General features: G+C 63.0%; 26 protein-coding genes. 7 read left to right on the forward strand and 19 right to left on the reverse strand.

All coding sequences use genetic code 11. The features are described 5' to 3' along the window. Window positions 1–38 precede the first annotated feature (38 nt). Genes ACZ5U1_RS07370 through ACZ5U1_RS07385 form a run of 4 tightly spaced genes read left to right on the forward strand, consistent with a single transcriptional unit; the run spans window position 39 to window position 4,402 of the window. Window positions 39–1,424 carry a peptidylprolyl isomerase gene (locus ACZ5U1_RS07370; RefSeq protein ID WP_449473555.1) on the forward strand — a complete coding sequence of 462 codons (1,386 nt, stop codon included), beginning with the start codon at window positions 39–41 and terminating at the stop codon, window positions 1,422–1,424. After that, complete coding sequence (gene pdxA / locus ACZ5U1_RS07375) at window positions 1,402–2,439, forward strand: 4-hydroxythreonine-4-phosphate dehydrogenase PdxA (protein ID WP_464779990.1); 1,038 nt, start codon at window positions 1,402–1,404, stop codon at window positions 2,437–2,439. Before ACZ5U1_RS07370 ends, pdxA begins: the two co-directional genes overlap by 23 nt. Continuing rightward, window positions 2,429–3,277, forward strand: a complete 849-nt coding sequence (gene rsmA / locus ACZ5U1_RS07380; protein ID WP_464777837.1) for a 16S rRNA (adenine(1518)-N(6)/adenine(1519)-N(6))-dimethyltransferase RsmA — start codon at window positions 2,429–2,431, stop codon at window positions 3,275–3,277. The genes pdxA and rsmA overlap by 11 nt, the downstream gene beginning before the upstream one ends. Before the next feature lie 51 nt (window positions 3,278–3,328). Then, window positions 3,329–4,402: a hypothetical protein gene (locus ACZ5U1_RS07385; RefSeq protein ID WP_464777838.1), complete on the forward strand. Its 1,074-nt coding sequence runs from the start codon at window positions 3,329–3,331 to the stop codon at window positions 4,400–4,402. A gap of 390 nt (window positions 4,403–4,792) precedes the next feature. Here ACZ5U1_RS07385 and ACZ5U1_RS07390 read toward each other — a convergent pair whose 3' ends face one another. The 15 genes from ACZ5U1_RS07390 to ACZ5U1_RS07460 all read right to left on the reverse strand — a co-directional run bounded on the left by ACZ5U1_RS07390 (window position 4,793) and on the right by ACZ5U1_RS07460 (window position 19,169). Beyond that, window positions 4,793–5,311, reverse strand: coding sequence for a tetratricopeptide repeat protein (locus tag ACZ5U1_RS07390; RefSeq protein ID WP_464777839.1), 519 nt, complete (start codon window positions 5,309–5,311; stop codon window positions 4,793–4,795). Window positions 5,312–5,388: 77 nt separating this feature from the next. Then, complete coding sequence (locus ACZ5U1_RS07395) at window positions 5,389–6,564, reverse strand: RsmB/NOP family class I SAM-dependent RNA methyltransferase (protein ID WP_464777840.1); 1,176 nt, start codon at window positions 6,562–6,564, stop codon at window positions 5,389–5,391. A gap of 12 nt (window positions 6,565–6,576) precedes the next feature. Continuing rightward, on the reverse strand, window positions 6,577–8,034 hold the full coding sequence (gene guaB / locus ACZ5U1_RS07400) for an IMP dehydrogenase (protein WP_464777841.1): 1,458 nt from the start codon (window positions 8,032–8,034) through the stop codon (window positions 6,577–6,579). 145 nt (window positions 8,035–8,179) lie between these two features. Then, on the reverse strand, window positions 8,180–8,530 hold the full coding sequence (locus ACZ5U1_RS07405) for a hypothetical protein (protein WP_464777842.1): 351 nt from the start codon (window positions 8,528–8,530) through the stop codon (window positions 8,180–8,182). A gap of 89 nt (window positions 8,531–8,619) precedes the next feature. Then, window positions 8,620–10,569, reverse strand: a complete 1,950-nt coding sequence (gene ftsH / locus ACZ5U1_RS07410) for an ATP-dependent zinc metalloprotease FtsH (RefSeq protein WP_464777843.1) — start codon at window positions 10,567–10,569, stop codon at window positions 8,620–8,622. Between the two features lie 73 nt (window positions 10,570–10,642). Next, window positions 10,643–10,834 carry a hypothetical protein gene (locus tag ACZ5U1_RS07415; protein ID WP_464777844.1) on the reverse strand — a complete coding sequence of 64 codons (192 nt, stop codon included), beginning with the start codon at window positions 10,832–10,834 and terminating at the stop codon, window positions 10,643–10,645. A 211-nt stretch (window positions 10,835–11,045) separates the two neighbouring features. Then, on the reverse strand, window positions 11,046–11,996 hold the full coding sequence (gene tilS / locus ACZ5U1_RS07420) for a tRNA lysidine(34) synthetase TilS (RefSeq protein WP_464777845.1): 951 nt from the start codon (window positions 11,994–11,996) through the stop codon (window positions 11,046–11,048). A gap of 9 nt (window positions 11,997–12,005) precedes the next feature. Continuing rightward, window positions 12,006–12,911, reverse strand: a complete 906-nt coding sequence (locus ACZ5U1_RS07425; RefSeq protein ID WP_464777846.1) for a hypothetical protein — start codon at window positions 12,909–12,911, stop codon at window positions 12,006–12,008. 132 nt (window positions 12,912–13,043) lie between these two features. Further along, window positions 13,044–13,976, reverse strand: coding sequence for a helix-turn-helix domain-containing protein (locus tag ACZ5U1_RS07430; protein WP_464777847.1), 933 nt, complete (start codon window positions 13,974–13,976; stop codon window positions 13,044–13,046). Window positions 13,977–14,066: 90 nt separating this feature from the next. Further along, window positions 14,067–16,343 (reverse strand): phosphoenolpyruvate--protein phosphotransferase, encoded by a 2,277-nt coding sequence (ptsP, locus tag ACZ5U1_RS07435; protein ID WP_464777848.1) that lies wholly within the window; start codon window positions 16,341–16,343, stop codon window positions 14,067–14,069. A 210-nt stretch (window positions 16,344–16,553) separates the two neighbouring features. Beyond that, window positions 16,554–17,021, reverse strand: a complete 468-nt coding sequence (locus ACZ5U1_RS07440; RefSeq protein ID WP_464777849.1) for an SRPBCC domain-containing protein — start codon at window positions 17,019–17,021, stop codon at window positions 16,554–16,556. Next, the gene (locus ACZ5U1_RS07445) at window positions 17,018–17,506 is read right to left on the reverse strand and encodes a VOC family protein (RefSeq protein ID WP_464777850.1); all 489 of its coding nucleotides are present in this window, start codon (window positions 17,504–17,506) and stop codon (window positions 17,018–17,020) included. Before ACZ5U1_RS07445 ends, ACZ5U1_RS07440 begins: the two co-directional genes overlap by 4 nt. 11 nt (window positions 17,507–17,517) lie before the next feature. Continuing rightward, window positions 17,518–18,321 (reverse strand): VOC family protein, encoded by an 804-nt coding sequence (locus tag ACZ5U1_RS07450; protein WP_464777851.1) that lies wholly within the window; start codon window positions 18,319–18,321, stop codon window positions 17,518–17,520. 13 nt (window positions 18,322–18,334) lie between these two features. After that, complete coding sequence (locus tag ACZ5U1_RS07455; RefSeq protein ID WP_464777852.1) at window positions 18,335–18,697, reverse strand: DUF1428 domain-containing protein; 363 nt, start codon at window positions 18,695–18,697, stop codon at window positions 18,335–18,337. Window positions 18,698–18,725: 28 nt separating this feature from the next. Next, window positions 18,726–19,169, reverse strand: coding sequence for a VOC family protein (locus tag ACZ5U1_RS07460; protein WP_464777853.1), 444 nt, complete (start codon window positions 19,167–19,169; stop codon window positions 18,726–18,728). 123 nt (window positions 19,170–19,292) lie between these two features. Here ACZ5U1_RS07460 and ACZ5U1_RS07465 point away from each other — a divergent pair, with 123 nt between their 5' ends. After that, window positions 19,293–19,961, forward strand: a complete 669-nt coding sequence (locus ACZ5U1_RS07465) for a winged helix-turn-helix transcriptional regulator (protein ID WP_464777854.1) — start codon at window positions 19,293–19,295, stop codon at window positions 19,959–19,961. Here the strand turns inward: ACZ5U1_RS07465 and ACZ5U1_RS07470 are convergent. The 3 genes from ACZ5U1_RS07470 to ACZ5U1_RS07480 all read right to left on the reverse strand — a co-directional run bounded on the left by ACZ5U1_RS07470 (window position 19,958) and on the right by ACZ5U1_RS07480 (window position 23,328). Further along, complete coding sequence (locus tag ACZ5U1_RS07470) at window positions 19,958–20,740, reverse strand: hypothetical protein (protein WP_464777855.1); 783 nt, start codon at window positions 20,738–20,740, stop codon at window positions 19,958–19,960. The genes ACZ5U1_RS07465 and ACZ5U1_RS07470 overlap by 4 nt on opposite strands. 176 nt (window positions 20,741–20,916) lie before the next feature. Beyond that, complete coding sequence (locus ACZ5U1_RS07475) at window positions 20,917–21,930, reverse strand: NAD(P)H-dependent flavin oxidoreductase (RefSeq protein WP_464777856.1); 1,014 nt, start codon at window positions 21,928–21,930, stop codon at window positions 20,917–20,919. A gap of 132 nt (window positions 21,931–22,062) precedes the next feature. Beyond that, a complete protein-coding gene (locus tag ACZ5U1_RS07480; RefSeq protein ID WP_196224203.1) occupies window positions 22,063–23,328 on the reverse strand; it encodes an aspartate kinase in 1,266 nt (421 codons plus the stop codon). A 167-nt stretch (window positions 23,329–23,495) separates the two neighbouring features. Between ACZ5U1_RS07480 and ACZ5U1_RS07485 the strand changes: the two genes are divergently transcribed. Both ACZ5U1_RS07485 and ubiG read left to right on the forward strand, forming a co-directional pair. Next, a complete protein-coding gene (locus ACZ5U1_RS07485) occupies window positions 23,496–23,702 on the forward strand; it encodes a hypothetical protein (RefSeq protein WP_464777857.1) in 207 nt (68 codons plus the stop codon). A 42-nt stretch (window positions 23,703–23,744) separates the two neighbouring features. Then, window positions 23,745–24,482, forward strand: coding sequence for a bifunctional 2-polyprenyl-6-hydroxyphenol methylase/3-demethylubiquinol 3-O-methyltransferase UbiG (gene ubiG, locus ACZ5U1_RS07490; RefSeq protein ID WP_464777858.1), 738 nt, complete (start codon window positions 23,745–23,747; stop codon window positions 24,480–24,482). Between the two features lie 309 nt (window positions 24,483–24,791). Here the strand turns inward: ubiG and ahpF are convergent, their stop codons facing one another. Continuing rightward, window positions 24,792–26,372, reverse strand: a complete 1,581-nt coding sequence (ahpF, locus tag ACZ5U1_RS07495) for an alkyl hydroperoxide reductase subunit F (protein WP_464777859.1) — start codon at window positions 26,370–26,372, stop codon at window positions 24,792–24,794. Between the last annotated feature and the right edge of the window lie 18 nt (window positions 26,373–26,390).

Raw genomic sequence — 26,390 nt, forward strand, 5'->3', positions numbered from 1 at the left:
CATCACGCGCTGGACCGTAATGGAGAGTTTTGTCGACGATGCAGCCTGTCGTTTCCCCGCCTTCCCGCCTTGGACAATCGCTTCGGACCAGCGCGCGCGCCCTGCTCCTGTCCTCCATCCTGCTGGGATCGATCGGCAGCCCTGTCGCCGCCCAGACCGTCAATGACGATGAAGGGGTCGCCGCGCAGCAGTTGAACCTGCCCAAGGACGTGACCGTCTTTGGCAAAAGCGATCCTAATGTCCGCAAGGCTACGGCCATCGTCAACGGCCGCATCATCACCGGCACCGACGTGGATCAGCGCCTGGCGCTCATCCTCGCGGCAAATGGTGGCAAGGTGTCGCCAGAGGAACGGGAGCGGCTGCGCGTGCAGGTGCTGCGCAACCTCATCGACGAGACGCTTCAGATTCAGGAAGCCGCCGCCCACGACATCAAGATCGACAAGTCAGAAATCGACCAGAGCTATGAGCGTGTCGCGGCGAACTTCAAGCAGTCGCCCGCCCAGTTCGACCAATATCTGCGCGCTCAGGGTAGCGCGCCCGCCAGCATCAGGCGTCAGATCGAGGGCGAGCTGGCATGGAGCCGCCTGCTCCGCCGCAACATTCAGCCCTTCGTCAACGTCTCCGCAGACGAGGTGAAGTCGGTCGTCGATCGCATGAACGCGGCCAAGGGCAGCGACGAATATCGCATCGGTGAGATCTACCTGTCGGCAACGCCCGAAAATGAGGCGCAGATCGTCTCGAATGCCCGCAACATCATCGAACAGATCAAGCAGGGCGGCAGCTTCGCCGCCTACGCCCGCCAGTTTTCCGAAGCATCGACGGCTGCGGTCGGCGGCGACCTTGGGTGGGTTCGCCCGGCGCAGTTGCCCGATGAACTGGCCAAGGCCGCCAATGAGATGCAGGTCGGGCAGCTCGCTGGCCCCATCCCCGTTCCGGGCGGCATCTCCGTCATCTATGTCATGGACAAGCGCAAGGTGCTGACCGCTGACCCGCGCGACTCTCTGCTCAGCCTCAAGCAATTGTCGATCAGCTTCCCGCCCGGCACCACCAAGGAGCAGGCGAGTGCCAAGGCGGCCAGCTTCGCCGCGCAGATCAAGACGATCAAGGGATGCGGCCAGGCGAACGAACTGGGTGGCAAGATCGGCGCCGATGTCGTGGACAATGACAATGTGAAGGTGCGCGACCTGCCGCCGCAGTTGCAGGAAATCCTCCTCGGCCTGCAGGTTGGCGAAGCGACCCCTCCCTTTGGCTCGGTCAATGACGGCGTGCGCGTTCTCGTCGTTTGCGGCCGCGATGAAGCCAACAGCGCCGCCGCGCCGAACGCCGAACAGATCATGGCTCAGCTGGAGGAAGAACGGGTCAACAAGCGCGCCCGCATCTATCTGCGTGACCTTCGCCGCGATGCCATCATCGACTATAACTGATCCAGCCTCGGCTCGACCGGAGCTGGCGCCCTTTGCCGTCCCGCTGGGCGACCCGGCGGGGATCGGGCCGGAAATCGTAGCGAAAAGCTGGGTGATGCGCGAAGCACGCGGATTGCCCACCTTTTTCGCCGTGGGTGATGCTGCATCGTTGCGCCGGGTCTGGTCCGGCCCTATCGCCCCCATCGCCACGCCGCAAGAGGCAGCGGCGCTGTTCGACACCGCGCTTCCCTGCCTCCAGGTTGCCGACGCCGGTGACATCGTGCCCGGCTCCCCCAGCATAGACGGCGCGCGCACTGCGTTTCAGGCACTCGAAGTGGCGGTCGGCCTCGCCCGCACCGGATCGGCCGCCGGGATCGTCACCGCCCCTGTCGGCAAGGAACAGCTTTACGGCGTCGGCTTCACCCATCCCGGCCAGACCGAGTTCATTGCCGAACGTTGCGGCGTAGCCCCCCACAATGCGGTGATGATGCTCGCCGGTCCTTCATTGAAGGTGGTGCCCATCACCATCCATATCCCGCTGGCAGAGGTCGCCTCGGCCCTGACCATCGACCTGATCCGCGCCCGCGCCACGACCACGGTCAAGGGATTGCAGCGCAATTTCGGCATCCCCCGCCCGCGCATCGTCGTCGCCGGACTCAACCCCCATGCGGGTGAGGGCGGCGCGCTGGGCCGGGAAGAAATCGACATCATCAGCCCCGCGATCGAATCGCTGCGGGCGGAAGGCATGGACATTGTCGGCCCCCTTTCCGCCGATGGCCTGTTCCACGCCCGTGCCCGCGAAACCTACGACGCGGTGCTGTGCATGTATCATGACCAGGCGCTGATCCCGCTCAAGACCCTGCATTTCGATGAGGGCGTCAACATCACGCTCGGCCTGCCGATCGTGCGCACCTCGCCCGACCATGGCACCGCCTTCGGCATTGCCGGAACGGACAGCGCAAACCCCGGCGCGATGATGGCCGCGCTCAAGATGGCGGCGGAAGCTGCGCGATCGCGGTTAAGCCATGGGGGCTGATACGCGGCCGGTCCTGCCGCCGTTGCGTGAAGTCATCGCGGCGCACGGCCTGCAAGCGAGCAAGGCGCTCGGCCAGAACTTCCTGCTCGACGAACAGCTGCTCGATCGCATTGCCGCCATCCCCGGATCACTGACGGATCAGCCCGCGTTCGAGGTCGGACCCGGCCCCGGCGGCCTGACCCGCGCGATCCTGCGAGCCGGAGCACGGCTGGTCGCTGTCGAACGGGATCGCCGTTGCCTGCCCGCCCTTGCTGAATTGTCCGATGCCTTCCCCGGCCAGTTGCGCGTCATATCCGGCGACGCCATGCAGGTGGACGCGCACGCCGAAGCTGGCGAACATGCCCACATCATAGCCAACCTGCCTTATAACGTCGGCACCGCCCTGCTGATCGGCTGGCTGTCTACGGAATGGAAGCCGCTGCCCTGGTGGTCCTCCCTGACGCTCATGTTCCAGATGGAAGTCGCCGAACGCATCGTCGCAAAACCGGGCGGCGACCATTATGGCCGTCTCGCCGTCCTGTCCCAGTGGCGCAGCGACGCCCGGATCGCCATGAAGGTCCACCGCAGCGCCTTCACCCCGCCACCCAAGGTCATGTCCGCCGTGGTGCACATCACGCCCAAAGCAGCGCCAGAGGGCGTGCAACTAAAGCATCTCGAACGCCTCACCGCCGCCGCCTTCGGCCAACGCCGCAAGATGCTGCGCCAAAGCCTCAAAGGTCTACCGGGAGCGTTGGAGGCGCTGGATCAAGTCGGCATAGACCCCCAACGACGGGCTGAAACGGTCAGCGTCGAAGAGTTTGTTGAAGTGGCCCGGGTGATGGGCGGGCGTCGGCCGTAGGTCTGCTGTGGGTGGCTAGCGGACGGGTCATGTTCCAGATACTATTGCGGCATGAAAATGAGGTTCCAGAGGAAGCTGCGCGGCAACCGCCGGGTAGACCGGATCAGGGATGGTGGCGGCAAGTCACAGATCGCACCCGAGCATGGCAACATCGTTTGCATGAAGTCGATTGGCGACCGTCTCTATCTTCTTGCTCAACGGGGCGTTGTGTCGGGCGAGATGGCCGACAGTATCGACCCGGAGCGAACGAACGAGGCTATTCCCCCATTCGTGCAGCGCACTGAGCTTTCCTACGGCGTTGATCATACCTTCATTCAACAGACGCTCGGCGTTGCTTTTCAATTGCTCGACCATACTTACCTACCGGATACGGTAGATGAAGATGAAGCGCGCGCTCACGCTCTTGATGCGGCGATTGCGCTAGCTGCGATCGTCGACGTTGCGGACGAGATGCAGGCTCACCAAGACTGGACGCGAGCACAACTGCGGGCTGGTTCATTGGAGGTTGGACATCTACCTCGAACGGCAAATCTCAGGGGCAAACTGCACGGCTGCATATCGCACTTACGCGAGGTGGAAACATCGCTAGCGAAGCTGTCGTTAATGTTCCATCCAAAAGCGGTTCCTAATGATCAGTGGCAGAAGGGCTTTCGCGTCGCTATCGCTACTAAGCACCAGAAGTCAGAGGAAACCGAGTATTTGGAAAGTGTCTTCACTTTCCTCCGCTCGGTCGTGGAGCATCGCAACGCGATCATCCACCCTAAGGCCACGCACAACGTCACCTCACATGATTATGCTATGCGACCTGACGGAGCGATTTGGGCACCGAGTCTCGAAATTGTTCATCCAGAGTTCCCGCTAGATAGACAGGACTCGGTGCAGTTCCTTAAAAACCAATCGAACAGCATGGGGCATGCGTTTGAAACCGTCCTCAGTTGCCTCTGCAATATCAATGCAACGTCTTTCAACGACATGTTTGACACGAGCGTGGCGGCTCTTCCAGCAGGAGAGTTGCGTTTCGGTTCCCGGCTGGTGTGGAACAGCGTGGTAAGGCCGGAATTTGCGAACAGGTTCCTACAACGTACAGCTGTTGCGGAACAAAAAGCAGCGTCGGAAGCGACATAAGGTGATTGCCGCAGGGATAGTAGAACCGCTAAGCCGGTGCAATGTCCACTCTCGGCCAAAGAAATCGGTCGCGTGTACGGCACAAATGTCGCTTGCCGCCGGGCAGCTTGCCCGCCTCTATCTGGAAGGCCACCTATGGAGCGCAGAGCCTCACGATTAGCGCCGTCGATGGCTGGCGAGGGTGGATTTCAGTCATCCCCCCTCCCGCAAGCGGGAGGGGGCTAGGGGGTGGGCCAGAGCAACGCCCGACCTTATTCAGCAACGGCACACCCGCAGGGCTCGCTTCGCTCGCGCCCACCCCTAACCCCTCCCGCCTGCGGGAGGGGAATTTCTTGGGTTACCCCGTTCAAGACAATCTCAGAAGCCTGGACCTAACTCTAACCGACAGCCTCAAGGCGTCTCCGTCTCCACCACCTTCGGCACCACGACAGCATCCTTCGCACTCAGCACCGTCGCAGGCGGCCCCTTCTGGATCGCGGCGGCGAGTTTGCCGACAGCCGCGCAGTCGGACTTGCACGCGCTCTGCGCCTGGGCGAGATTTTCCTTTGCCTTGGCGATCGCACCCTTCTCGACCATCGCCTCGCCCTGCCCCACCAGTGCATGTACATCATTCGGGTCGAGCAGCAGCGCCTCGCGATAGAGGCGGATGGCCTTGCCCTGAAGGCCCTGCGCACGGGCTACTTCGGCCAGTTCAATATAGGCCGAGCGATTACGCGGATCGACCGCAAGCGCCGTTTCCAGCGCATCGTTCGCCGCACTGAAATTCCCTGCCCGGCGCGCAGTGACGCCCGCCTGCTGCCATTCGATAGACAAAGGCGAAATCTGGGCATCCGGGCGCTGCGTCAAACCGGCGCTCGACACGCTGGTCAGCAGGACGGCAAGGGCGATCGAAGCAGGGGTAAAACGCATGCACAACTCCAGCCATGTTTCAGGCGTTGATTCTACCCGAGTGTCGTCATTTTGGCGGGGCTTGTCCATCGCCTCTTTCATGCACCGCGCCGAAGCCGGGCGAAATAGAAACCGTCCGTCGCGTCATGCCCCGGCGTCAGCAAACGGCCATGCCCATGCACCCGCCCGGCCGCGATCGGGATCGCCTCAGCCGTCCATCCCTCGTGGCGATCGAGAAACGCCTGCACCTGCCCCGCACCTTCCTGATCGGTCAGGGCGCAGGTGGCGTACACAAGCGCCCCACCGGGCGCCACCAGCGGCGCCGCGAAGTCCAATATGCGCGCCTGTTCGCCCACCAGCCGTTCCAGCCGCGCGGGTGTCAGGCGCCAGCGAGCCTCGGGATTGCGCCGCCAGGTCCCGGTCCCGGAACATGGCGCATCGACAAGCACGACGTCCGCTTGCCCCTGCAGGCTCTCCAGCCCCCGCGCCTCATGCCCCTGATCAAGCAGCAATGTCTGGATGAAGGTCGCCCCCGCCCGCTCGGCGCGCGGGTCAAGGCGTGAGAGGCGCGAGCGGATCGTGTCCGCCGCGATCAGCGTCCCTTGTCCGGCCATCGACGCCGCAAGCGCCAGCGTCTTGCCGCCAGCTCCCGCGCAAAGGTCGATGACAGTCATGCCGGGCGCAGCGCCGCAAGCCGCAGAGATGAGCTGGCTGCCCGCATCCTGCACCTCGACCAGCCCCTGCTTCCACGCATCGCTCTGCTCAACCGGCCAACCCTCCGGCAGGCGCAGCGCGTCAGGCAAGCCGTGGATAGGCACCGCTTCGGGAAATAGCGACGCGACCTTCTCCGCCGTCGCTTTCAGCCGGTTCACCCGCAAATCGACAGGCGCCCGGCCCAGCAACTCCTCCTGCTCGACAGGCGCCGCAAACAGCGGCTTGAGCCAGGCAGGAACCGCCCCGGCTATCGCACCCCCCTCCTCAGCAAGGATAGGCGCAGGCCCATGCGGCGATCCATCGAACAAAGCCGCGATATCCGGCCTTTCCCGCGCCAGTCCGATCATCGCCGCGCGGCCATTTCCTGGCCGTTCCGCAGCCCGGCGCACCGCGTCATAAACATGATCGCGCACCGCTCGCCGGTCGCGCGAACCGGCATAGCGCCGTTCCTTGAAGTAACGTGCAATCAGCGTATCGGCAGCCGGTCCACCATCGCGCGCCGAAGCGATGATGGCATCCAGCAGCTCGATCGCGGCCTGAACACGAGCGGAGGGGGTCACCCCGCCCTACCCTCAGCGGGTGGGATAGTTGGGCGCTTCCCGCGTGATGGTCACATCATGGACATGGCTTTCGGACAGGCCCGCATTGGTGATCTGGACGAAGCGAGCGCGCTCCTGAAGGTCCTTGATCGTGCGGCTGCCGGTGTAGCCCATCGCCGCCTTCACGCCCCCGACCAGCTGGTGGATGACGTCCTTCGCAGGCCCCTTGAACGGCACCTGTCCCTCGATCCCTTCGGGCACCAGCTTCATCTGGTCCTTGATATCCGCCTGGAAATACCGGTCGGCAGAGCCCCGCGCCATCGCGCCCACGCTGCCCATGCCGCGATAGCTCTTGTAGGCGCGGCCCTGATAGAGGAAGGTTTCGCCCGGCGCTTCGGCCGTACCCGCCAGCAGCGATCCGACCATGACGCAGCCCGCGCCCGCCGCCAGCGCCTTTGCAACGTCACCCGAGGTGCGAAGCCCGCCGTCAGCGATCACCGGAACGCCATGCTTTGCCGCTTCGTTGGCGGCGTCCATGACGGCGGTCAGCTGCGGCACGCCCACGCCCGCAACCACGCGCGTGGTGCAGATGGAGCCAGGCCCGATCCCGACCTTCACGCAGTCGGCCCCGGCGTCGATCAAAGCCTTGGTCGCTTCAGCGGTCGCAACATTACCCGCCACGACCTGAACATGGTTGGACAGACGCTTCACCGCCTCGACCGCAACCGCGACCTGCTTGCTATGGCCGTGCGCGGTATCGATGACGATCAGGTCGCATTCGGCGTCGATCAGCGCCTCGCTACGCTCCAGCCCCTTGTCGCCCACTGTCGTCGCCGCAGCCACACGCAGGCGGCCCGAACCGTCTTTGGTCGCCTGCGGATAGGTGACCGCCTTCTCGATATCCTTGACCGTGATGAGGCCGACGCAATGATAATCATCATCGACCACCAGCAGCTTCTCGATCCGCCGCTGGTGCAGCAGACGCTGCGCTTCATCCTGGCCCACGCCCGCCTTGACCGTGGCAAGATTATCCTTGGTCATCAGTTCGCTGACGGGCTGATTGGGGTTTTCCGCGAAGCGCGTATCGCGGTGGGTAAGGATGCCGACCAGCTTGCCGCTGTTCTCAACGACCGGAATGCCGCTGATCCGGTGCCGCTCCATCAACATCTGCGCGTCAGCCAGGGTAGCGCGCGGCGTGATCGTGATAGGGTTCACCACCATGCCGCTCTCAAAGCGCTTGACCGCACGCACCGCATCCGCCTGCTCTTCGATAGACAAATTGCGATGCAGGACGCCGATGCCGCCCAGCTGCGCCATCACGATCGCCATGTCGGCTTCCGTCACAGTGTCCATCGCAGAGGACAGGACCGGGATGTTCAGCTTGATCTGCTTGGTCACATAGGTGCTGGTGTCCGCCTGGCTGGGCAGCACATCGGACTCGCCGGGCTGCAACAGCACGTCGTCAAAGGTGAGGCCGAGGCGGATGTCCATGTGAAAGCCACTTTCTATTTGCGCGACCTGGCGGGGGATCGCTGGGGATTCGTGGCGGCCCATGTAACCATTAACCAGCGAAACGGCCAGACCTTAGGCGCATTTTGTTGCTGGGCGCCTCACGGCACAAGAGGACAGGCGCTTTTCAGGATTTGGCGGCGGCACCCACAAGCCGATCCAGCCATGCCTGCGCCTGCTTCGGCTCCCCAACAGCCTGTGAACTGACCGGCCCGCGCGACGCAAGAAACTCCTGCTGCAACTCGAACGGGGGCATCAACAGTTGTTCCCGCGCCTTATCGACAGCTTCCCCGATTTCCGCCAACTGTTCGATGATCGGAGCGATCGCGGCGCGGCTTGCCCGGTCCTCCTTATGCCCGAACAGGCCCCATTTCCCGGAAGCGGTGACGCGCAATGCGTCCAACAGCGCTTCCGTATATTCCGCCTCCAGTTCCAGGCGGCGGGTGTCCAGGCGTTCCAGTCGGTCAGCTTTTGCCATGACAATCCCTATCTCACCACGATGAGATAGCCGCAAACAAAAAGGGCGCCGCCCGACGGCAGCGCCCTCTTCAAACCCTTGACCGCCGATCAGATCCCGGCAGGCGAAGGATCGCCGAACGGCCCCTTGCGCTTGCGCGTCTTGGGGATGGACGAACCCGCCGCCGGAACCACCGATGGCTTGATCGTCGTGCCGTCGTCACGGGTAATCTCACCCTTGTCGAGCAGCGTCTTGATCTCCTCGCCTGACAACGTCTCATATTCCAGCATCGCGTTGGCCAGCAGATGCAGCTGGTCCTCATGACCCTTCAGCACTTCCTGCGCCCGCGCATAGCCCTGCTCGACCAGCCCACGAATTTCCTTGTCGATCAGCTTCGCCGTCTCGTCCGACATATGGACGCGCTGGCTCTGCGAATAGCCGAGGAAGGTCTCGCCCTGCTGCTCTTCATATTGCAGCGGGCCGAGCTTGTCGGACATGCCCCATTGCGTGACCATGTCGCGCGCGAGCTTGGTGGCATATTGAATGTCACCCGAAGCACCCGACGACACCTTGTCGTAACCGAAGATGATCTCCTCGGCGACGCGGCCACCCATGGCGACGGCCATGTTCGCGTGCATCTTGTCACGGTGATAGCTGTAGCTGTCCCGCTCCGGCAAGCGCATCACCATGCCCAGCGCACGGCCGCGCGGGATGATCGTCGCCTTGTGGATGGGGTCGGACGCCGGTTCATGAACCGCGACGATGGCATGGCCCGCCTCATGATAGGCGGTCATCTTCTTCTCGTCCTCGGTCATGACCATGGAGCGGCGCTCGCTGCCCATCATGACCTTGTCCTTGGCCGCCTCAAACTCGTCCATCGCGACCAGACGCTTGCCCCGCCGCGCCGCCATCAGCGCCGCTTCGTTGACAAGGTTCGCAAGGTCAGCACCGGAAAAGCCCGGCGTGCCGCGCGCAATCGTACGCGGATTGACGTCCGGCGCCAGCGGCACCTTCTTCATATGGACGGCCAGAATTTTCTCACGGCCCTCAATGTCAGGACGCGGCACCACGACCTGACGGTCGAAGCGGCCCGGACGCAGCAGCGCAGGGTCCAGCACGTCGGGGCGGTTGGTCGCCGCAACGATGATGATGCCCTCGTTCGCCTCGAAACCGTCCATTTCGACCAGAAGCTGGTTCAGCGTCTGCTCGCGCTCGTCATTGCCGTTGCCGAGGCCCGCGCCACGATGGCGGCCGACCGCGTCGATTTCGTCGATGAAGACGATGCATGGCGCGTTCTTCTTCGCCTGCTCAAACATGTCACGCACACGGGAAGCACCCACGCCGACGAACATTTCGACAAAGTCCGAACCCGAAATGGTGAAGAAGGGAACCCCCGCCTCACCCGCAATCGCGCGGGCCAGCAGCGTCTTGCCGGTGCCCGGCGAACCGACCAGCAATGCGCCCTTGGGAATCTTGCCGCCCAGCCTTGCGAACTTGGTCGGGTCCTTCAGGAACTCGACGATTTCCTGCAATTCCTCGCGCGCCTCATCGATGCCCGCAACGTCATCAAACGTCACCTTGCCATGCTTTTCGGTCAGCAGCTTCGCCTTGGACTTGCCAAAGCCCATCGCACCGCCCGCGCCGCCGCCCTTCTGCATCTGCCGCAGCACGAAGAAGGCGATGCCCAGGATCAGCAGGAATGGCAGCGACTGATAGAGCATGATCTGCCAGAAGCTCGGCTGCTCCTCAGTCTGTCCGGAATATTTGACGTTATAATCGTCCAGCAGCCCGGTCAGTCCCGGATCATTCACGGGAACGGTGTTGAACCGCTGCCCGCTGGTCAGTGTGCCGGTAATCTTGTCGGTCGCGATCGCGACGTCCTTGACCTGCCCTTCCTGAACCTTCGACCGGAATTCGGAATAGGCGATGCCGCTGCCCGCCTGCGAAGCGGAACGGCTGTCGAACATCGAGACGAATAGCAGCAGAGCGACAATCACCCCCGCCCAAATCATCGCGCTCTTGATCCAGGGGTTACCCTGAGGGTCCTTCTCGTCGTTCATCATCACTCTCTTTCACCGGGCAAGATAGGATGCTCCGGCAAAATCGCAAGTTGGGTCAACGGGTCTGCTGACGTTATCCGCCCGCGAACTGCGACAGGGCGATATAGGCCAGGATGACGGCCAAGCCCGCCGACACGCCACACAGCAAATATCCGACATACAGCAGCAACGGCGGATGCGGGCGCGCGAGCTTCCGGTTACGTTGCGCCGCCGAAAGGATCACACTGGCGAGCACACCATAGGTCAACGCCGCAAATTCGAACATAAATGACTTTCCATGCCTGAGTGCCGACCCCAATACGCCTGAAGGCTATTAAGGAAAGGTCATTGCGCTGCAACAATTCGACGGAGCGAGGCGTCGGCGCGTTAATCCGTGGAACCTTTCCGTAACGATCAATTCAATGCCCGACGTCGTTTCGGACGAGACTCATCATCGCGGTCATCAGTGGGCCTTCGCGCCTAAGATCGATTCTACCTCAACGTCGCGGCGGTGCTACGCGGACTTTCCAGACAGCGCCCCCTTTCAGCAGTAATCCGCCGAGGCTCGCCTGTCCGCCCCGCATCGCAACCGCGATCGCCCGGTCGAGCGTCTCGCCTCGCGGTTCCGCGCCGGGTTCCGCCTCGGCGATGATGCGCAGCAACAAGCGCCGCAGCAGCTCACGGGGCAAATCCGTGCGGGTAAGCAGCCACGCCTCCCCTTCCCTGCGAACATGCGCCGCCGCGATATCCTCGACCGTCCAATCCAACGCTTCCTCGCACTCCGCCAGCGCCGCCGCACTGCGGACGGCACTTTGCGGGTCGAGCCATTCGGCTTCCTTCAGATGCCGTCGAATCACCGCCCGATCAAATCGCAGATCGACATTGGAAGGATCGTTGACGAAGGGAAGCCCGTGCTCACTCGCATAGTCGAACAGTTGCGCGCGCCGCACGCCTAGCAGGGGCCGCAATATATGCCCCTGCCGCGCCCGGATTCCGGCCAGACCATTGACCCCGGCGCCCCTGTTAAGCCGCATCAGCACGGTCTCCAGCTGATCATCGGCATGATGCGCGGTGAAGATCCAATCGATCCCGCAATCGGCCCTCCATTGCTCCAGCGCCGCATAGCGTTGGGTCCTCGCCCATTGCTGGACATTGCCGGTAAGGGGCTGGGGCGGATGCAGAACGGCATGCGCGACACCGTTGCCACGGCACCACTGCCCCACCATGGCGGCCTCTTCCACAGACTCTGGCCTCAATCCATGATCGACGGTGGCCGCTTCCACCCTGCCCGCGAAGGCATGCGCAGCCATGGCGAGCAACGCCATGCTATCGGGACCGCCCGACACAGCCACGCCAAAACGCAGTGAGGCATCGTCCCCCACCAGCGCACCGACCGACCGCGTCAGCAGGGCTTCCAGGTCAGGCTGGGCCGGATGCGGCGCGGCCATGTGAGTGCCTCAGCTGCACTTCGCCTTGGCGCGGCCCTTGTCCATCATGCCGCGCTGGCTGGCCGACATGGTGGCGCCATAGACCTGTTCCAGCTCCGCATAGACCTTGCACGCGTCGGCAGGCTTCTTGAGCTGGATCAGCGCCTCACCCAGATAGGCCAGGCTGTCGGCGGCGCGATCCCCCTTGGGGCGCTTCTGATAATTGTCGTAAAAAGCGACGGATGCCAATGCAGGCTTGCCATCATCCAGATAGGCCCGCCCCAGCAGATTGGACGCGCGGCTCGCGACCGGCGCAGTACCATATTTATCCACCGTCGCCTTCAGTTGCGCCTGCGCCTCGGGATAGAATTTGGCGTCCCACAGACGATAGCCATAGCTATAGGCGTCGGCCGCCGCATCGCCGGTCGATGGCCGCTCGATCGCCGCCACGGCCGCCTTGCGCGCCTCGGTTGCGCCGCCATTAGTACCCGGCTTTGGCGCCGCCTGGGCTGCATTATCTGCGGGAGCCACAGGGCGCACGGGCGGCGGAGCAACCACTTCAGCGCGGCTCTGCGCCTCAGCCTTATATTTGTTGAACGCCTCTTCCAGCTGACGGATCTTGAAGCTGTTTTCCTCAACCTGCCCGGTCATCGAAGCGAGCTGCGATTCCAGTGCACCCACACGCGCCGTCAGATCGGCGACAGGCGAAGATGATGGCGTGCCGGGCGGGACAGTGGGCGTCACCGGGCGATTAATCTCCGCCTGCAACGGAGCGCCTGCGGGAAAGACCTTGCGCTGTACCGCGCGCATTTCCTTTTCCAGCCGGTCAACACGCACATCCAGCGCCACATTCTGGGCGCCCGCTGCTGGCGCCAGCGCAACCATAGCGGGCGCCCCCAGCAGCAGGGCGGTTGTCGCAAACAAGGCGTAACGCATGATGATCCCCGACTAAAACTTAAATTCACCGACGATACGGCCCGCAAAGGCCGCGCTCCCCGCTCTTAACCATAAGGCCATATTCGCCGCCGTAAAGCAGGACGTGCGGCTCAAACAGGGATTGGCGACGCCTTAATCCGCCGTGGGTGGGGCCGCTGGTGCGGGCTCCGCAGGGATCGCAGGCGCCACGCTCCCGGTCACGGGCCGCGCGGCAGGCGTTTGCACCGCCGAGGGGGTAACCGATGGGGCAGGCGCAGGGGCAGGCGAAGCGGCCGGCGCCGGAGCAGCCCGCGCCAGCAACGCCGCCGCCGAAACAGGCACATCGGAAATCGTGCGATCAGGTGCGCCAAGCGGCGCAATAGGCTTGCCACCAACAGTAACCGTCAACGCTTGCGGACGGCCGGTCAGGATCATGGGGTTGCGGGCCGTGGCTGGCAGGGTGAAGCTCTCACCCTTCTTCATCAGGCCATCCTTCAGCCGGTCGCCAGCCTCGTCATAAATGCGCAGCCACACATCATCGTTAGCGGTGAAAACCACCGTCTGCACCACCGGCGCGGCGGGACGCGCGCCCGGCGCCGGTTTCGCGGCAACGGCGGGCTTGGCCTGTTCGGCGGCGATCTCCTGCCCCGTCGGCGGGGTCAGCATCTGCGTACGCCAGATGGTGAAGCCAGCCACCAGCACAATCACGATAGCCGCAGCCGTCCAGGCCAGCACGCGCGACGGCACGCGGGCCGGATCGGCCGGTTCGAACGCCTCGTATCGATTGGCGCCCAGTTCGGAATTATGGACGGCATGGCGCACATCGGCGGCAATGGCCACCTCGTCCAGATCGACCGCGCGGGCATAGGCGCGGGCAAAGCCGACCGCATAGGGAATTCCCGGAAGCGCCGAATAGTCGTCCCGCTCGATCGCCTCCAACTGACGTTGCGCGATGCGCGTGCGCGTCGCGACGTCCTGGATCGACAGGCCATGCGCCTCACGCGCCGCGCGCAGCTTTGCGCCCGGAGTACCCAATTGCACGTCCGGCGCAGTCGCGCCGCTTTCCACTTCGGGTTGTTCTGCCATGCTGCTCCGCGATCTTATAAGCCGGTCTTGTCTCATTCCGGCACAGGGATTGTCAACGCCGCCGGGGTCGTGCCTGACCCATTTTCCGGTTCAATTCAGTTCGATGCCCCGCTCGTCCGCCCATTGCGTTAGCGCGCCACGAATATCCACGACCCCATCGTCCAGCAGCTTGCGCATCACCGCCTGCAATTCGGCGGCATCGATAGCCCGGATCATGGCCTTGACCGGACCAACCGACGCAGGCGTAATCGACAATCGCCGAACGCCCAGGCCAACCAGCGCCATGGCTTCCAGCGTCCGCCCGCCCATTTCCCCACAGACGCCAACCGGCACCTGATATTCCTCGCAAGTCCGCACCACCCGGCTAAGGAAGCGCAAGATGGCGATGCTCAGCCAGTCATAGCGCTCCGCCAGCTTGGGATGCGCCCGATCGGCCGCAAAGAGAAATTGCGTCAAATCATTGGTGCCGATCGACAGGAAATCGAGCTTGGGCAGCAGCAGGTCCAGCACCTCCGCCAGCGCAGGCACCTCCAGCATCGCGCCATAGCGCACCGCCGTCGGCACCTTCTTGCGCTGGGACAGCAGCCATTCGCGCTGATGCTCCACCAGAGCGCGCGCCTGCTCATATTCCCACGGTTCCGACACCATCGGGAACATGATGTTCAACACCTTCCCCGCCGACGCTTCCAGCAACGCCCGCGCCTGCGCCTTCATCAACCCATCGCGGTCCAGCGCCAGCCGCAGCGCGCGCCAGCCCATCGCCGGATTGTCCTCCAGCTCCTCGTCATCGTCGCGCTGCATATAGGGCAGCGCCTTGTCGCCACCGATATCGACGGTGCGGAAGATAACCGGCCGGTCGCCCGCCGCGTCCAGCACATCCTTGTAAAGCCGCTGCTGCTTTTCCCGCTGCGGCAAAGTCGCGGACACGAGGAACTGGAACTCCGTGCGGAACAACCCGATGCCGTCCGCCCCAACCAGGTCCAGCGCCTGCGCATCCTCACGCAGCCCCGCATTCACCATCAACTCGATACGCTGCCCATCCGCCGTCACGGACGGCAGGTCACGCATCGCGGCAAATTCAGCCCGACGCTTCTGCGTAACGTGCAGCTTGTTCTCGAACGCCTCGTCCATGTCCGCCGTCGGGCGGATCAACAGGTTGTTCGACACGACGTCCATCAGGATGAGGTCGCCCTCATTCACCTTATGCCGGATTTCACGAACGCGCCCCAGCACCGGCACGCCCATGGCGCGGGCGACGATGGTGACATGCGCGGTCAGCGACCCTTCCTCCAGGATCACGCCTTTCAACCGCCGCCGGTCATATTCCAGCAGTTCCGCCGGACCCAGATTGCGCGCGATCAGGATGGCGTCCTGCCTCAGGCCCATCGTCGCCGCCGTGCCCAACTGCCCCGACACGATCCGCAACAGGCGGTTGGCCATGTCCTCCAGATCATGCATGCGATCCTGCAACAGCGCGTCGTCGATCTGCCGCATGCGCATACGGGTGCGCTGCTGCACGCGCTCGATCGCCGCCTCGGCGGTCAGGCCGCTGTCGATCGCCTCATTGATGCGCCGGATCCAGCCTTCGTCATAGGCGAACATCTTGTAGGTCTCGAGCACCTCCTGATGCTCGCCCTCCATCCCGAACTCGACCGCACCCGTCATGCGGTCGATCTGTTCGCGCATCTTGGTGAAGGCGGAAATGACGCGCTGGCGCTCCGCCTCGGTATCTTCCGCGACCGTATGTTCGACATGAACACGCGGCTGGTGGAATACCGCGTGGCCACGCGCCATCCCCATGACCAGTTGCAAGCCCTGCAACATGATCGTACCCGTATCCTGCACCCGCGAATCCGCCGGGCCATCGTCCGCCAATTCGGCATTGGCGATCAATTCCGACAGCACCATGGCCACGGTCTGAAGCGCCTCGATCTCGACCTCTTCATATCGGCGGGGCTCGACATGCTGGACGCACAATACGCCGATCGCCCGCTCCCGCCGCACGATCGGCACGCCCGCAAAGCTGTGGAACAGTTCTTCGCCCGTTTCCGGCCGATAGCTATAGTCAGGATGCGCCGCGGCCTCGTCCAGGTTCAGCGTTTCCACATTGGTGGCGATCAAGCCGACAAGCCCCTCCCCCATGGCCATGCGGGTGACGTGGACGGCCTCCTGCTTCAAACCGCGCGTCGCGAACAGTTCCAGCAGACCCTCGCGCACCAGATAGATGGAGCAAACCTCGCTCGACAGCGCCTTGCCGATAATGTCCACGACCTTGTTCAGCTTCGCCTGCGCGCTCGTTCGCGCAGCCATCACCTCCTGTAATCGGGTGAGGATCTGGCGGGCGGCGGCGGCGGGCGTCGTAGGCATGGTCAAGCGCTAACAGATCGCAGCCCCCCTTTCCAAGAGGAAGTCAGGGTTAATCTGGAGAGAACCCCATCAAATCGTCAAAAGACGAGTACCAGCCCCAAAAAATCCCCCCCATCGCGAGATGGGGAGGGGGACCGCCAAAGGCGGTGGAGGGGAAAATGCGCAACGTCAGCCCACCTCCCCATCTCCCGACAGGAAGGAATTACCCCATCAAGCCGTCGCCGCCGAAGTCTCACACAATTCCTTGAACTGCTGCGCCATCTGGTCCCACCCAGGATGAAACCCCATTTCCTCATGCCGCTTCAGCGCTTCGTCGCTCCAATGCCGCGCCGTCGCGGTAAAACGGGTCCCCTCACCTTCCTCCGCAAAGCTCCAGATCGACGTCAGGAACGGCTCCTGCGGTATCCAGCCGGACGCATAAGCATCGGTCGATACAACCCGCTCTCCCGGAACGACCTCCAGGAAGATGCCCTCCATCGGCCCGGTATCCTCGCCATCGGGGCCGTACATCCGCACGGCACTGCGACCACCGGCGCGTAAATCTTCCTCGATCACCTCGGCCCGCCACGGCTTGGGGCAGAACCATTGGTCTTTCAGGTCGGTCCACACCTTCCACACTATATCGCGCGGGGCGGCTATATGACAGCTGACCGACAGCTCATGTTGCGCGCTGCTCATACCGTCGCTCCTTCATAGGCCGCCTTCATCCGGGCAAGGTCCAGCTTTTGCATGGTCATCATCACCGCCATCATGGGCTGAATGCCAGGACCGCCCTTCCGGTGCATCTCCATCACCTCTTCAGGCACCAACTGCCAGGACAGGCCATATTTGTCCTTCACCCAACCACAGGGACCGGGCGCGCCGCCATCCGCCGTCAGCGCGTCGAAATAGCGGTCCACCTCCGCCTGATCCTTGCAAGAGATCGACAGCGACACCGCTTCGGTAAAGCCGAATTCCGGCCCGCCGTTCAGCCCCTGATAACTCTGGCCGAACAAGGTGAACTCCACCAACAGCACATCGCCTTCCTTAAAAGGAGCAGGGCCAGGAACATCATGGGGATAGCGGCTGATCGAATCCACCGATCCGCCAAAGACCGAGGCATAGAAGCGCGCAGCTTCCTCTGCCTGTCCGTTGAACCACAGACAGGGTGAAATCTTCGACATCGTTCCTCTCCTTACGCTGTGGCGGTGCGCATGCCGACCAGCGCGAACATCGCGCCTTGCGGGTCGGTAGCCTGGATGATCCAAGCGCCGCCCGGCACTTCGGCAGGACCATTGAGCACAGTGCCGCCGCCCGCCTTCACCTTCTCCACGCCCACATCAATGTCGGGCACCACGAAGTAGAACAGCCATTGCGGCACCGGCATTTGCTCGGGCTTGCGCATCATGCCGCCCTCCATTGCGTTGAACGCGGTTCCGCCGGACATGGAGAAAAGCTGATAGCTTCCCATCGGCCCCATATCCATCGCCTCGCCCTTCCCCCAGCCGAACTGGGACGTGTAAAAGGCAAGGTCCGCGTCGAAATTGCCGCTGTAAAGCTCGTGCCAGCCGACATGACCCTTCGCCATCGGCGGCGCGGCGTCCATGCCATCGGGGCTCGACCCCTTGAGCAGCATGAAGATCGCGCCGCCCGGATCGCTCATCACGGCAAAGCGGCCGACGCCGGGAATATCCTCAGGCGCCCGCTTGATCTCAGCGCCCGCGCCGCTCAGCCGCTCCGCATCCGCATCGACATCAGCCGATCCAATATAGCCGCCCCACCAGGGGGACATGCCACAATCCTTCGCCTCTGCTGGGATGCGCATGATGCCGCCCACCGGACCGGCGCTGCCGGACACGACATTATAGGGATCGTCCGTCCGCTCGCCCCCAAAGGGTTGCGCCGTCCATCCCACCACATCGCCATAGAAGGCGATCGCGCCCTCCGGATCGCTGGTCATCAGTTCATACCAGAAGAATTTGCCGGTCAGGTCCGTCATTGCTCTCTTCCCTTCAAGCTTTCTGGTCCAGCAGCACTTCAAAGCCGCCATAGATCAGCCGTGCGCCGGAAAAGGGCATGCCTTCCCCTTCCTTGGGCTGCATCCGGGGATCGTTCATCACCTTTTCAGCGCCAGCGTCGCGGGTCGCCTTGTCGGGCCATTCGATCCAGGAGAAGACGACGTCCTCATCCTCTTCCGCAATCACGGCGGTGCGGAAATCATTGACCTTGCCCGGCTTCACATCATTGGCCCAGCATTCCACCACCCGCAGCGCGCCATGTTCGATGAAGATCGGCGCGGCATAGGCCGCAACCTCCTTGTACCGCTCCTTGTTGCCCTTGGGCACGGGGATTACGAATCCATCCATATAGCTCATCGTCTCTCTCCTTGCTTTTGAGGGCCGGTCAGGCCGCCGTTTCCTGCCCATTCACCGCCAGCGCGGCTTCCATGTCCATCCAGGCAACTTCCCAGATATGGCCGTCTAGATCGGCAAAGCTGCGGCCGTACATGAAGCCATGGTCCTGCCGCGGATTGGGCTCGCTGCCGCCCGCCGCCAGCGCCTTTTCCGTGGTCGCATCAACATCGGCGCGGCTTGCTTCGCTCAATGCCAGCAACACCTGCGCCGTTTCATGCGCGTTGGGAATGCGCCGCGTAGTGAAGCTGGAAAAACGCTCATGCGTCAGCAGCATCACATGGATCGCGTTGGAAAAGCTGACCATCTGCGTGCTGTCATCGGCAAAGTCGTTGTTCCGCACCGCACCGACCGCCTCGTAAAAAGCGATTGAAGCGGACAAGTCTTTCACCGGCAGGTTGACGAAAATCATCTTGGGTGCGGGGACATCGGGCATCACGCATCTCCTTGAACTTCGCGGCAAGGAGCTATCGCTCTCGACTCACCGCCTTGAACTTTGTGGACCCATAGATTATCTTATGCAACATCTAAGTTAGAAAAAATAACTAAGGACTCGCAATTGAAAAAGCGCGCCTATCAGGATGGCTGTGCAGTCGCCCATGCGCTGGACCTTATCGGTGACCGCTGGGCCATGCCTATAATGCGGGAATTGATGCTAGGACCCAAGCGCTTCACCGATCTGCGCGCCAGCCTGCCCGGAATCAGCGCCAATGTGCTGACCCAACGGCTGGAGGAACTGGAAGCCGCCAGCGTCCTCATCCGCCGCCGCCTGCCCCCACCCGCCGCCAGCCAGATTTACGAGCTGACGCAATGGGGCCGCGAGTCGGAAATCCTGTTCCAGGTGCTCGGCCGCTGGGCCAGCCGCTCACCCACGATGCAGCCCGGCCAGCCGATGAGTAACGTCTCGGTCGTCCTCTCCATGCGCACGATGATCGATCGCAACCGCATCGGCGACATGAACGCCATAATCGGCTTCCGCTTCGGCGAGGAAGAATTTCGCGCGCTATTAAAGGGTGGCGACTTCACCATCGATCGCGGCTTCGTCGAGGGTGCAGACGTCGTCCTCAGCGGAGACCAGAACGCCCTGGCCGCCGTCGTCTATGGTGGAGCCAGCTTCAACGACGTCGCCGGAGCGCTTCAGGTCGAGGGCGACCACGCCCTGGCGGAACGCTTCGTGCACCTGTTCCCCCTGCCCGCCAAGGCTCCCGCGACCTACCCCTCCGCTTAGCGCGTCACCGGAAAAGTCGGCACATTCACACGCGGCGCAGACGTTGCGCCCGGCACCAGCGCCTGCCCGCTTTCCTCGCGCAACCTTGGCAGCGCAGGCGGCGGCACAAAGCCCGCCCCGATCTCCGCAGGCGGCTTGGGCGGCGGTGGTAAAGGTGTCGGAGACACGATCACCGTCACCGTCCCGCCAAAGCGGGACTGCCACTCCGCCAGCCGCCGCAGATAGTCTGCATAGGCCTCGTAAAATTCCTGGAACGGCTGCTCAAGCGCGGTCAAAGCCTCCGGAGCATAGGTCAACAACTGGTTCGACGGCAGCGCAAGCACCTTCGCCCCGACCTCAATCGCCGCCTTGCAGAAGGTCGGCTGAACCGGCGGCAGCGAAAAGAAATTATAGACGACCGTATTCAGCAACTCACGCGACTGAAGGCCACCGCTCCCATAAGCGGCGGTATAGTTGCGATCGACCGCCGCGTTAGCCTCCCGAAGAACGTCCTTATGCACCCGCAATATCTGATTATATTGCACCCGCGCCGGTTCGTTCACGCCATGGCAGGACAACGCGGCCACATTCAGCGCCATCCGAACATGCCAAAGCGCCGTATTGGCCGTCACCCCGCGATTGGGCGTCAGATATTTGCCCTGCGGGTCAACCTCGGGAATGCTCATATCCTCCACTGCGCCCATAGGCGGCAGCGGCTTGATCGTCCGGACGACCGGCGGCGGAGGCGTCGGCGGCGCCTTGGGAGTCGAACAGCCTGCAACCAGCGCCAAGGCGGTCACAGAGGCGATTGTCCAGACGCGACATGAAGCAGCACGCAACGGCAACCCGATATCCCTTATGATGAACTGTCAGCGCAAAAACTCATGGCAAAGCCGCGCGTTCCTGACGATGACCGCCCGGATCACTTCACCCCTCAAGAGATTCGGTTCGTCCCGATATCGGGTCCGGATATGTTTCAGGCGGCACGGCGCTCCAGAGCAACTGCGGCTTCAGCCATCAATTGCGCGATGATCTCCGCGACCGGCTCTTCCTTGGTAACCATGCCGACCGACTGACCCGCCATCAGCGACCCACCCTCGACATCACCATCGATCACCGCACGGCGCAGGGCGCCTGCCCAATAATGTTCGATCTGCAACTGCGCCTCCATCATGTCGACAGAACCGCTGTCGAGCAGGTTAGCGACTTCACGCTGCTTGGCGGTGAATGCCTCGGTGCCTTCATTCTTGAGCGCACGGACGGGGATGACCGGCAGGCGCGGGTCGATCTGGACACTTGCGATCGCGTCGCGAGCGGACGCGCGGAAGAAGGATTTCTTGAAGTTCGGATGCGCTATGCTCTCACTGGCGCAGGCAAAGCGGGTGCCCAGCTGCACTCCCGCCGCACCCATTTCCAGATAGCCCGCGATCAGCTCACCTCGACCGATCCCGCCAGCCACAAACACGGGAAGCTGCGCCGCCATTTCCGGCAGAATCTCCTGCGCCAGCACGCTGGTCGATACCGGGCCGATATGGCCGCCCGCTTCCATCCCCTCGATCACCAACGCATCAACACCCGACCGCGCCAGCTTCTTCGCCAGGCTCAACGCCGGGGCGAAGCAGATCAGCTTCGCGCCCTTCGCCTTGATCGCCTCGATGCTGCCCTTGGGCGGCAACCCGCCCGCCAGCACGACATGGCTGACTTCATGGCGCGCGCACACTTCGATCAGGTCGAACAGCTGCGGATGCATGGTGATCAGGTTCACGCCAAAGGGCTTGGAGGTCAGCGCCTTGGTCGCCGCAATTTCCTTGTCGAGCAGCGCGGGCGTCATCGCACCACAAGCGATCACACCGAAGCCGCCCGCGTTGGAGATGGCCGCTACCAGGTTCCGCTCCGACACCCAACTCATCGCCCCGCACATGATCGCAACCTGAGACCCAAGAAATTCGGTGCCGCGAGCCATCAGGGAAGTGAGTTTGGCGTTGGTCATATGCATATTCCTAGAATCACAAAGCCCCTCCCCTTCAGGGGAGGGGTTGGGGTGGGGGGCTTCCCCACGCATTGTTCTATGGGGCACGGCCCCACCCCCGGCCCCTCCCCTGAAGGGGAGGGGAGTTAATCTTTACGCTACCGGCGCGTCCAGCCCATAAGCCGTGTGCAACACACGCACCGCCAGCTCCGTCTCATCCTCGTCGATCAGCACCGAAACCTTGATCTCGCTGGTCGAGATGGCGAGGATATTGATCCCACGCTCCGCCAGCGACTTGAACATGGTCGAAGCGACGCCCGCATGGCTCTTCATGCCCACGCCCACGACGCTGATCTTCGCGACCTTCGTGTCAGGGATCACGCGATTAAAGCCGATCTCTTCCTTCTGGCTTTCCAACACGTCCAGCGCACGCGCCAGATCAGCGCCCGGCACAGTGAAGGTGACGTCCGTCTCACCCTTGTCGCGGCCGACATTCTGGATGATCATATCGACGTTGATCGCGGCATCGGCCAGCGGGCCAAAGATGTGCGCCACGGCGCCCGGACGATCCGGCACGCGGGTCAGGGTGATCTTCGCCTCATTCTTGTCATGGGCGATGCCGGTGATGAGCTGACGTTCCATCTTGTCTTCCTTGAGCTTGGCTTCCAGTTCCTCTTCGCTGACGATCAGCGTACCGGGGAGGTCGGTCTGGGTGGGATCATCGAAGGAGGAAAGCACCTGCACGACCACGCCTTCCTTCATGGCGAGGCCGACCGAGCGCGTCTGGAGCACCTTGGCCCCTACCGAGGCCAGCTCCAGCATTTCCTCATAGGTGACGAGGTCCAGCTTGCGCGCCCGCGCCACGATGCGGGGGTCGGTGGTGTAGACGCCGTCGACGTCGGTATAAATGTCGCAACGATCGGCCTTCAGCGCCGCCGCCACTGCCACAGCGGAGGTATCCGACCCGCCGCGACCCAGGGTCGAGATGCGCCCATCTTCCATCATGCCCTGAAAGCCGGGGATAACCGCCACGGTGCCGCCGCGCATGGACGAAAGCAGGTCGATCGTATCGATCTCGCCAATGCGCGCCTTGGCATGGGCTTCATTGGTGCGAATGGGCAGCTGCCAACCAAGCCAGCTGCGCGCGTCCACGCCCATGGCCTTCAAAGTCATGGCCAGCAGACCGCTAGTAACCTGTTCGCCGCTCGCGACCACGACGTCATATTCGGCCGGATCGTAAAGCGCGGAAGCCTCCTTGCAGAAGCCCACCAGCCGATCCGTCTCGCCTGCCATGGCCGACACGACGACGGCGACTTCATGGCCCTGCTCGACGACATGCTTGACGCGCGCGGCCACGTTGCGAATTCGCTCCATCCCCGCCATGGAGGTGCCGCCGAATTTCATCACGATGCGCGCCATTTGCCTGTCAAACCTGTCTGCTGATCTGGAAAGCGTCTGTCCCCCTCCGGGGAAAAACGGCGCCGCTATAGCAGCAGCGGCGGATATGGCAAGCAAGCCATCGGCCGGGGGAACCGCGCGGCGTCACCATTCATTCCTTTCACTCAAAGAATGGAGAGGAGGAAGCCATGGACGGAATCCTGTACGGGCTCATCACGATCGGAGGGCCGATCCTGCTGGCGGCCGTGTTGATCTACGTGATGATGAGCAATCGACGGCATAGAAGCCCCGAAGAATTGGCTAGGACGGAAGCAGCGACGCGCGAGCTGCACCGCCAGCTGGATGCCGAGGATAAATATCTCGACGGCGAAGGGCCGCCGCCGCGCAAGAAATAAATGCCCGTGGCGCGCCGTTGCGGAGCTTGATAATCAGGGCGCATGGCCAATTCAGCGACAAGCACGATCGACCCCCGCGAAGCCGCCCACTTCGGCGCGATGGCAGCCGACTGGTGGGACCCTGCGGGCAGCAGCGCGATGCTGCACAAACTCAATCCGGTAAGGCTGCGCTATATCCGCAGCGCCATCGATCGGCACTGGCTGTGCGAAGAAAGCAGCTTCCACCCGCTTGAAGGCAAATCTGCGCTGGATGTGGGATGCGGCGCGGGCCTGTTGTCCGAACCTCTGGCGCGGTTGGGGGCTGCCGTCACCGCGCTCGACGCAGCGGAAGAGAATATCGCCATCGCCCGCGCCCATGCGGACGGCCAGGGTCTCATGATCGACTATCGCGCAACGCCGGTCGAACAGCTCAACGCCGGAAGCTTCGATCTCGTCACCTCCATGGAAGTCGTGGAACATGTCACCGATCCCGCCGCTTTCGTCCGTGCGCTGGCGGGCAAGCTCAGCCCCAACGGCCTGCTCATCATGTCCACGCCAAACCGCACACCACTCTCACGCCTCGCCATGATCCGCATCGGCGAAGGTATCGGCGGCATTCCAAAGGGAACGCACGACTGGGACAAGTTCCTCACACCCGATGAACTGACCGAGATGCTCGCCAAGGCCGGGCTGGAGGTGACCGATGTAACCGGCCTCTCTTTCGACCCGCGCAAGGGCTTCACGCTCTCATCGAACAAGGCGATCAACTATCTGCTGACCGCCCGCCACGCTGGCGGTTAAAGGTTGGCGTTCGGCACCCCCTAAATACCGTTCGCCCTGAGCCTGTCGAAGGGCTCTACTTTCTTAAGTAGTGGGTTTGACATTCGAGCGAGGCAAGTGACCCGTTCGGATAGCCCGAACGGCGTTAGGATACTCTGCTGACTTAAGCGTCAACTGTAGTCGCTAGGTTGGAACTGGCGCCCCCCTCAAAGTACGCCGTATCTCATCATAAGCGCACGGATAATCCCCTCAACCCACCACAATAAGAAGCGGCCGCCACCGGGCCTGGGGGCGACCGCTTCCCAACCCCCCGCTCGGAGGGTTGTCTCGTCAGGCTGCTTGCGCCGCCTCTTCCGAAGCGGGCAGGCGGATAAGATAGTCGAAGGCAGACAGCGCCGCAGTCGATCCCGCTCCCATGGCGATCACGATCTGCTTGTAGGGCACGGTCGTGCAGTCGCCCGCAGCGAATATCCCTGGCTGACTCGTTTCGCCCCTGGCGTCAATCTCGATTTCGCCCCGTGGCGACAGGGCAATCGCGTCCTTCAGCCATTCGGTGTTCGGGACCAGACCGATCTGCACGAAAATGCCCTCCAGCTCGACATCATGCTCTGTGCCGTTGTTGCGGTCCTTGTAGGAAAGGCCCGTAACCCGACTGCCGTCGCCGTCTACCTTGGTGGTGAGCGCCGAAGTGATGATCCGCACATTGGGCAGGCTGGCGAGCTTGCGCTGCAACACCGCGTCCGCGCGCAACTGGCTATCGAACTCGATGAGGGTCACATGGGCGACAATGCCCGCGAGATCGATCGCCGCTTCGACGCCGCTATTGCCGCCGCCGATCACCGCCACGCGCTTGCCCTTGAACAAGGGACCATCGCAGTGCGGGCAATAGGCCACGCCCTTGTTGCGATATTCATCCTCACCCGGCACGCCCATCTGCCGCCAGCGCGCGCCGGTGGACAGGATGACGGTGCGCCCTTTCAGCGACGCGCCATTTTCCAGCACCACCTCATGATAGCCGCCTTCGCTCTTGGCCGGGATCAGCTTGGCCGCCTTTTGCAGGTTCATGATCTCGACATCATAATCCTTCACATGCGCTTCCAGCTGCGCGGCGAGCTTTGGTCCCTCCGTGTGGCTTACCGAGATGAAATTCTCGATCGCCATCGTATCGAGCACCTGCCCGCCAAAGCGTTCGGCCGCGACACCCGTGCGGATGCCCTTGCGCGCCGCATAGATGGCCGCCGCCGCGCCAGCGGGGCCACCGCCGACCACCAGCACCTCGAACGGCTCCTGCGCCTTGATCTTCTCCGCCGCGCGATCCGCTGCGCCGCTGTCGATCTTCGCAACGATCTGCTCCAGTTCCATCCGGCCCGAGGCGAAAGGCTCGCCATTCAGGAACACGGTCGGCACCGCCATCACCTGACGCGCATCCACCTCTTCCTTGAACAGCGCGCCGTCGATGGCGACATGCTTGATCCGGGGGTTGAGCACGCTCATCAGGTTCAGCGCCTGCACCACGTCGGGGCAGTTCTGGCACGACAGCGAAAAATAGGTTTCGAAACTGAAGTCGCCGTCCAGATCCTTGATCTGCTCGATCAGCTCCTGCGCCGCCTTGGACGGATGCCCGCCCACCTGAAGCAGCGCCAGCACCAGCGACGTGAACTCATGCCCCATCGGAATGCCCGCAAAGGTCACGCCGATATCGGTCCCGACGCGCCGGATCATGAAGCTCGGCTTGCGCTTGTCATTGCCAGCGACAACCGTCACCTTGTCCGACAGCTCGGCAATCTCGTTTAGCAAGCCTTCCAGCTCGCGCGACTTCGCGCCTTCGTCCAGCGACGCCACCAGCTCGATCGGCTGCGTGATGTTCGCCATGTAGGTCTTCAACTGACCCTTCAGATTTGCGTCCAACATCTATCGTAGCTCCATGGA

This window comes from Sphingobium sp. TomTYG72, from assembly GCF_055394715.1.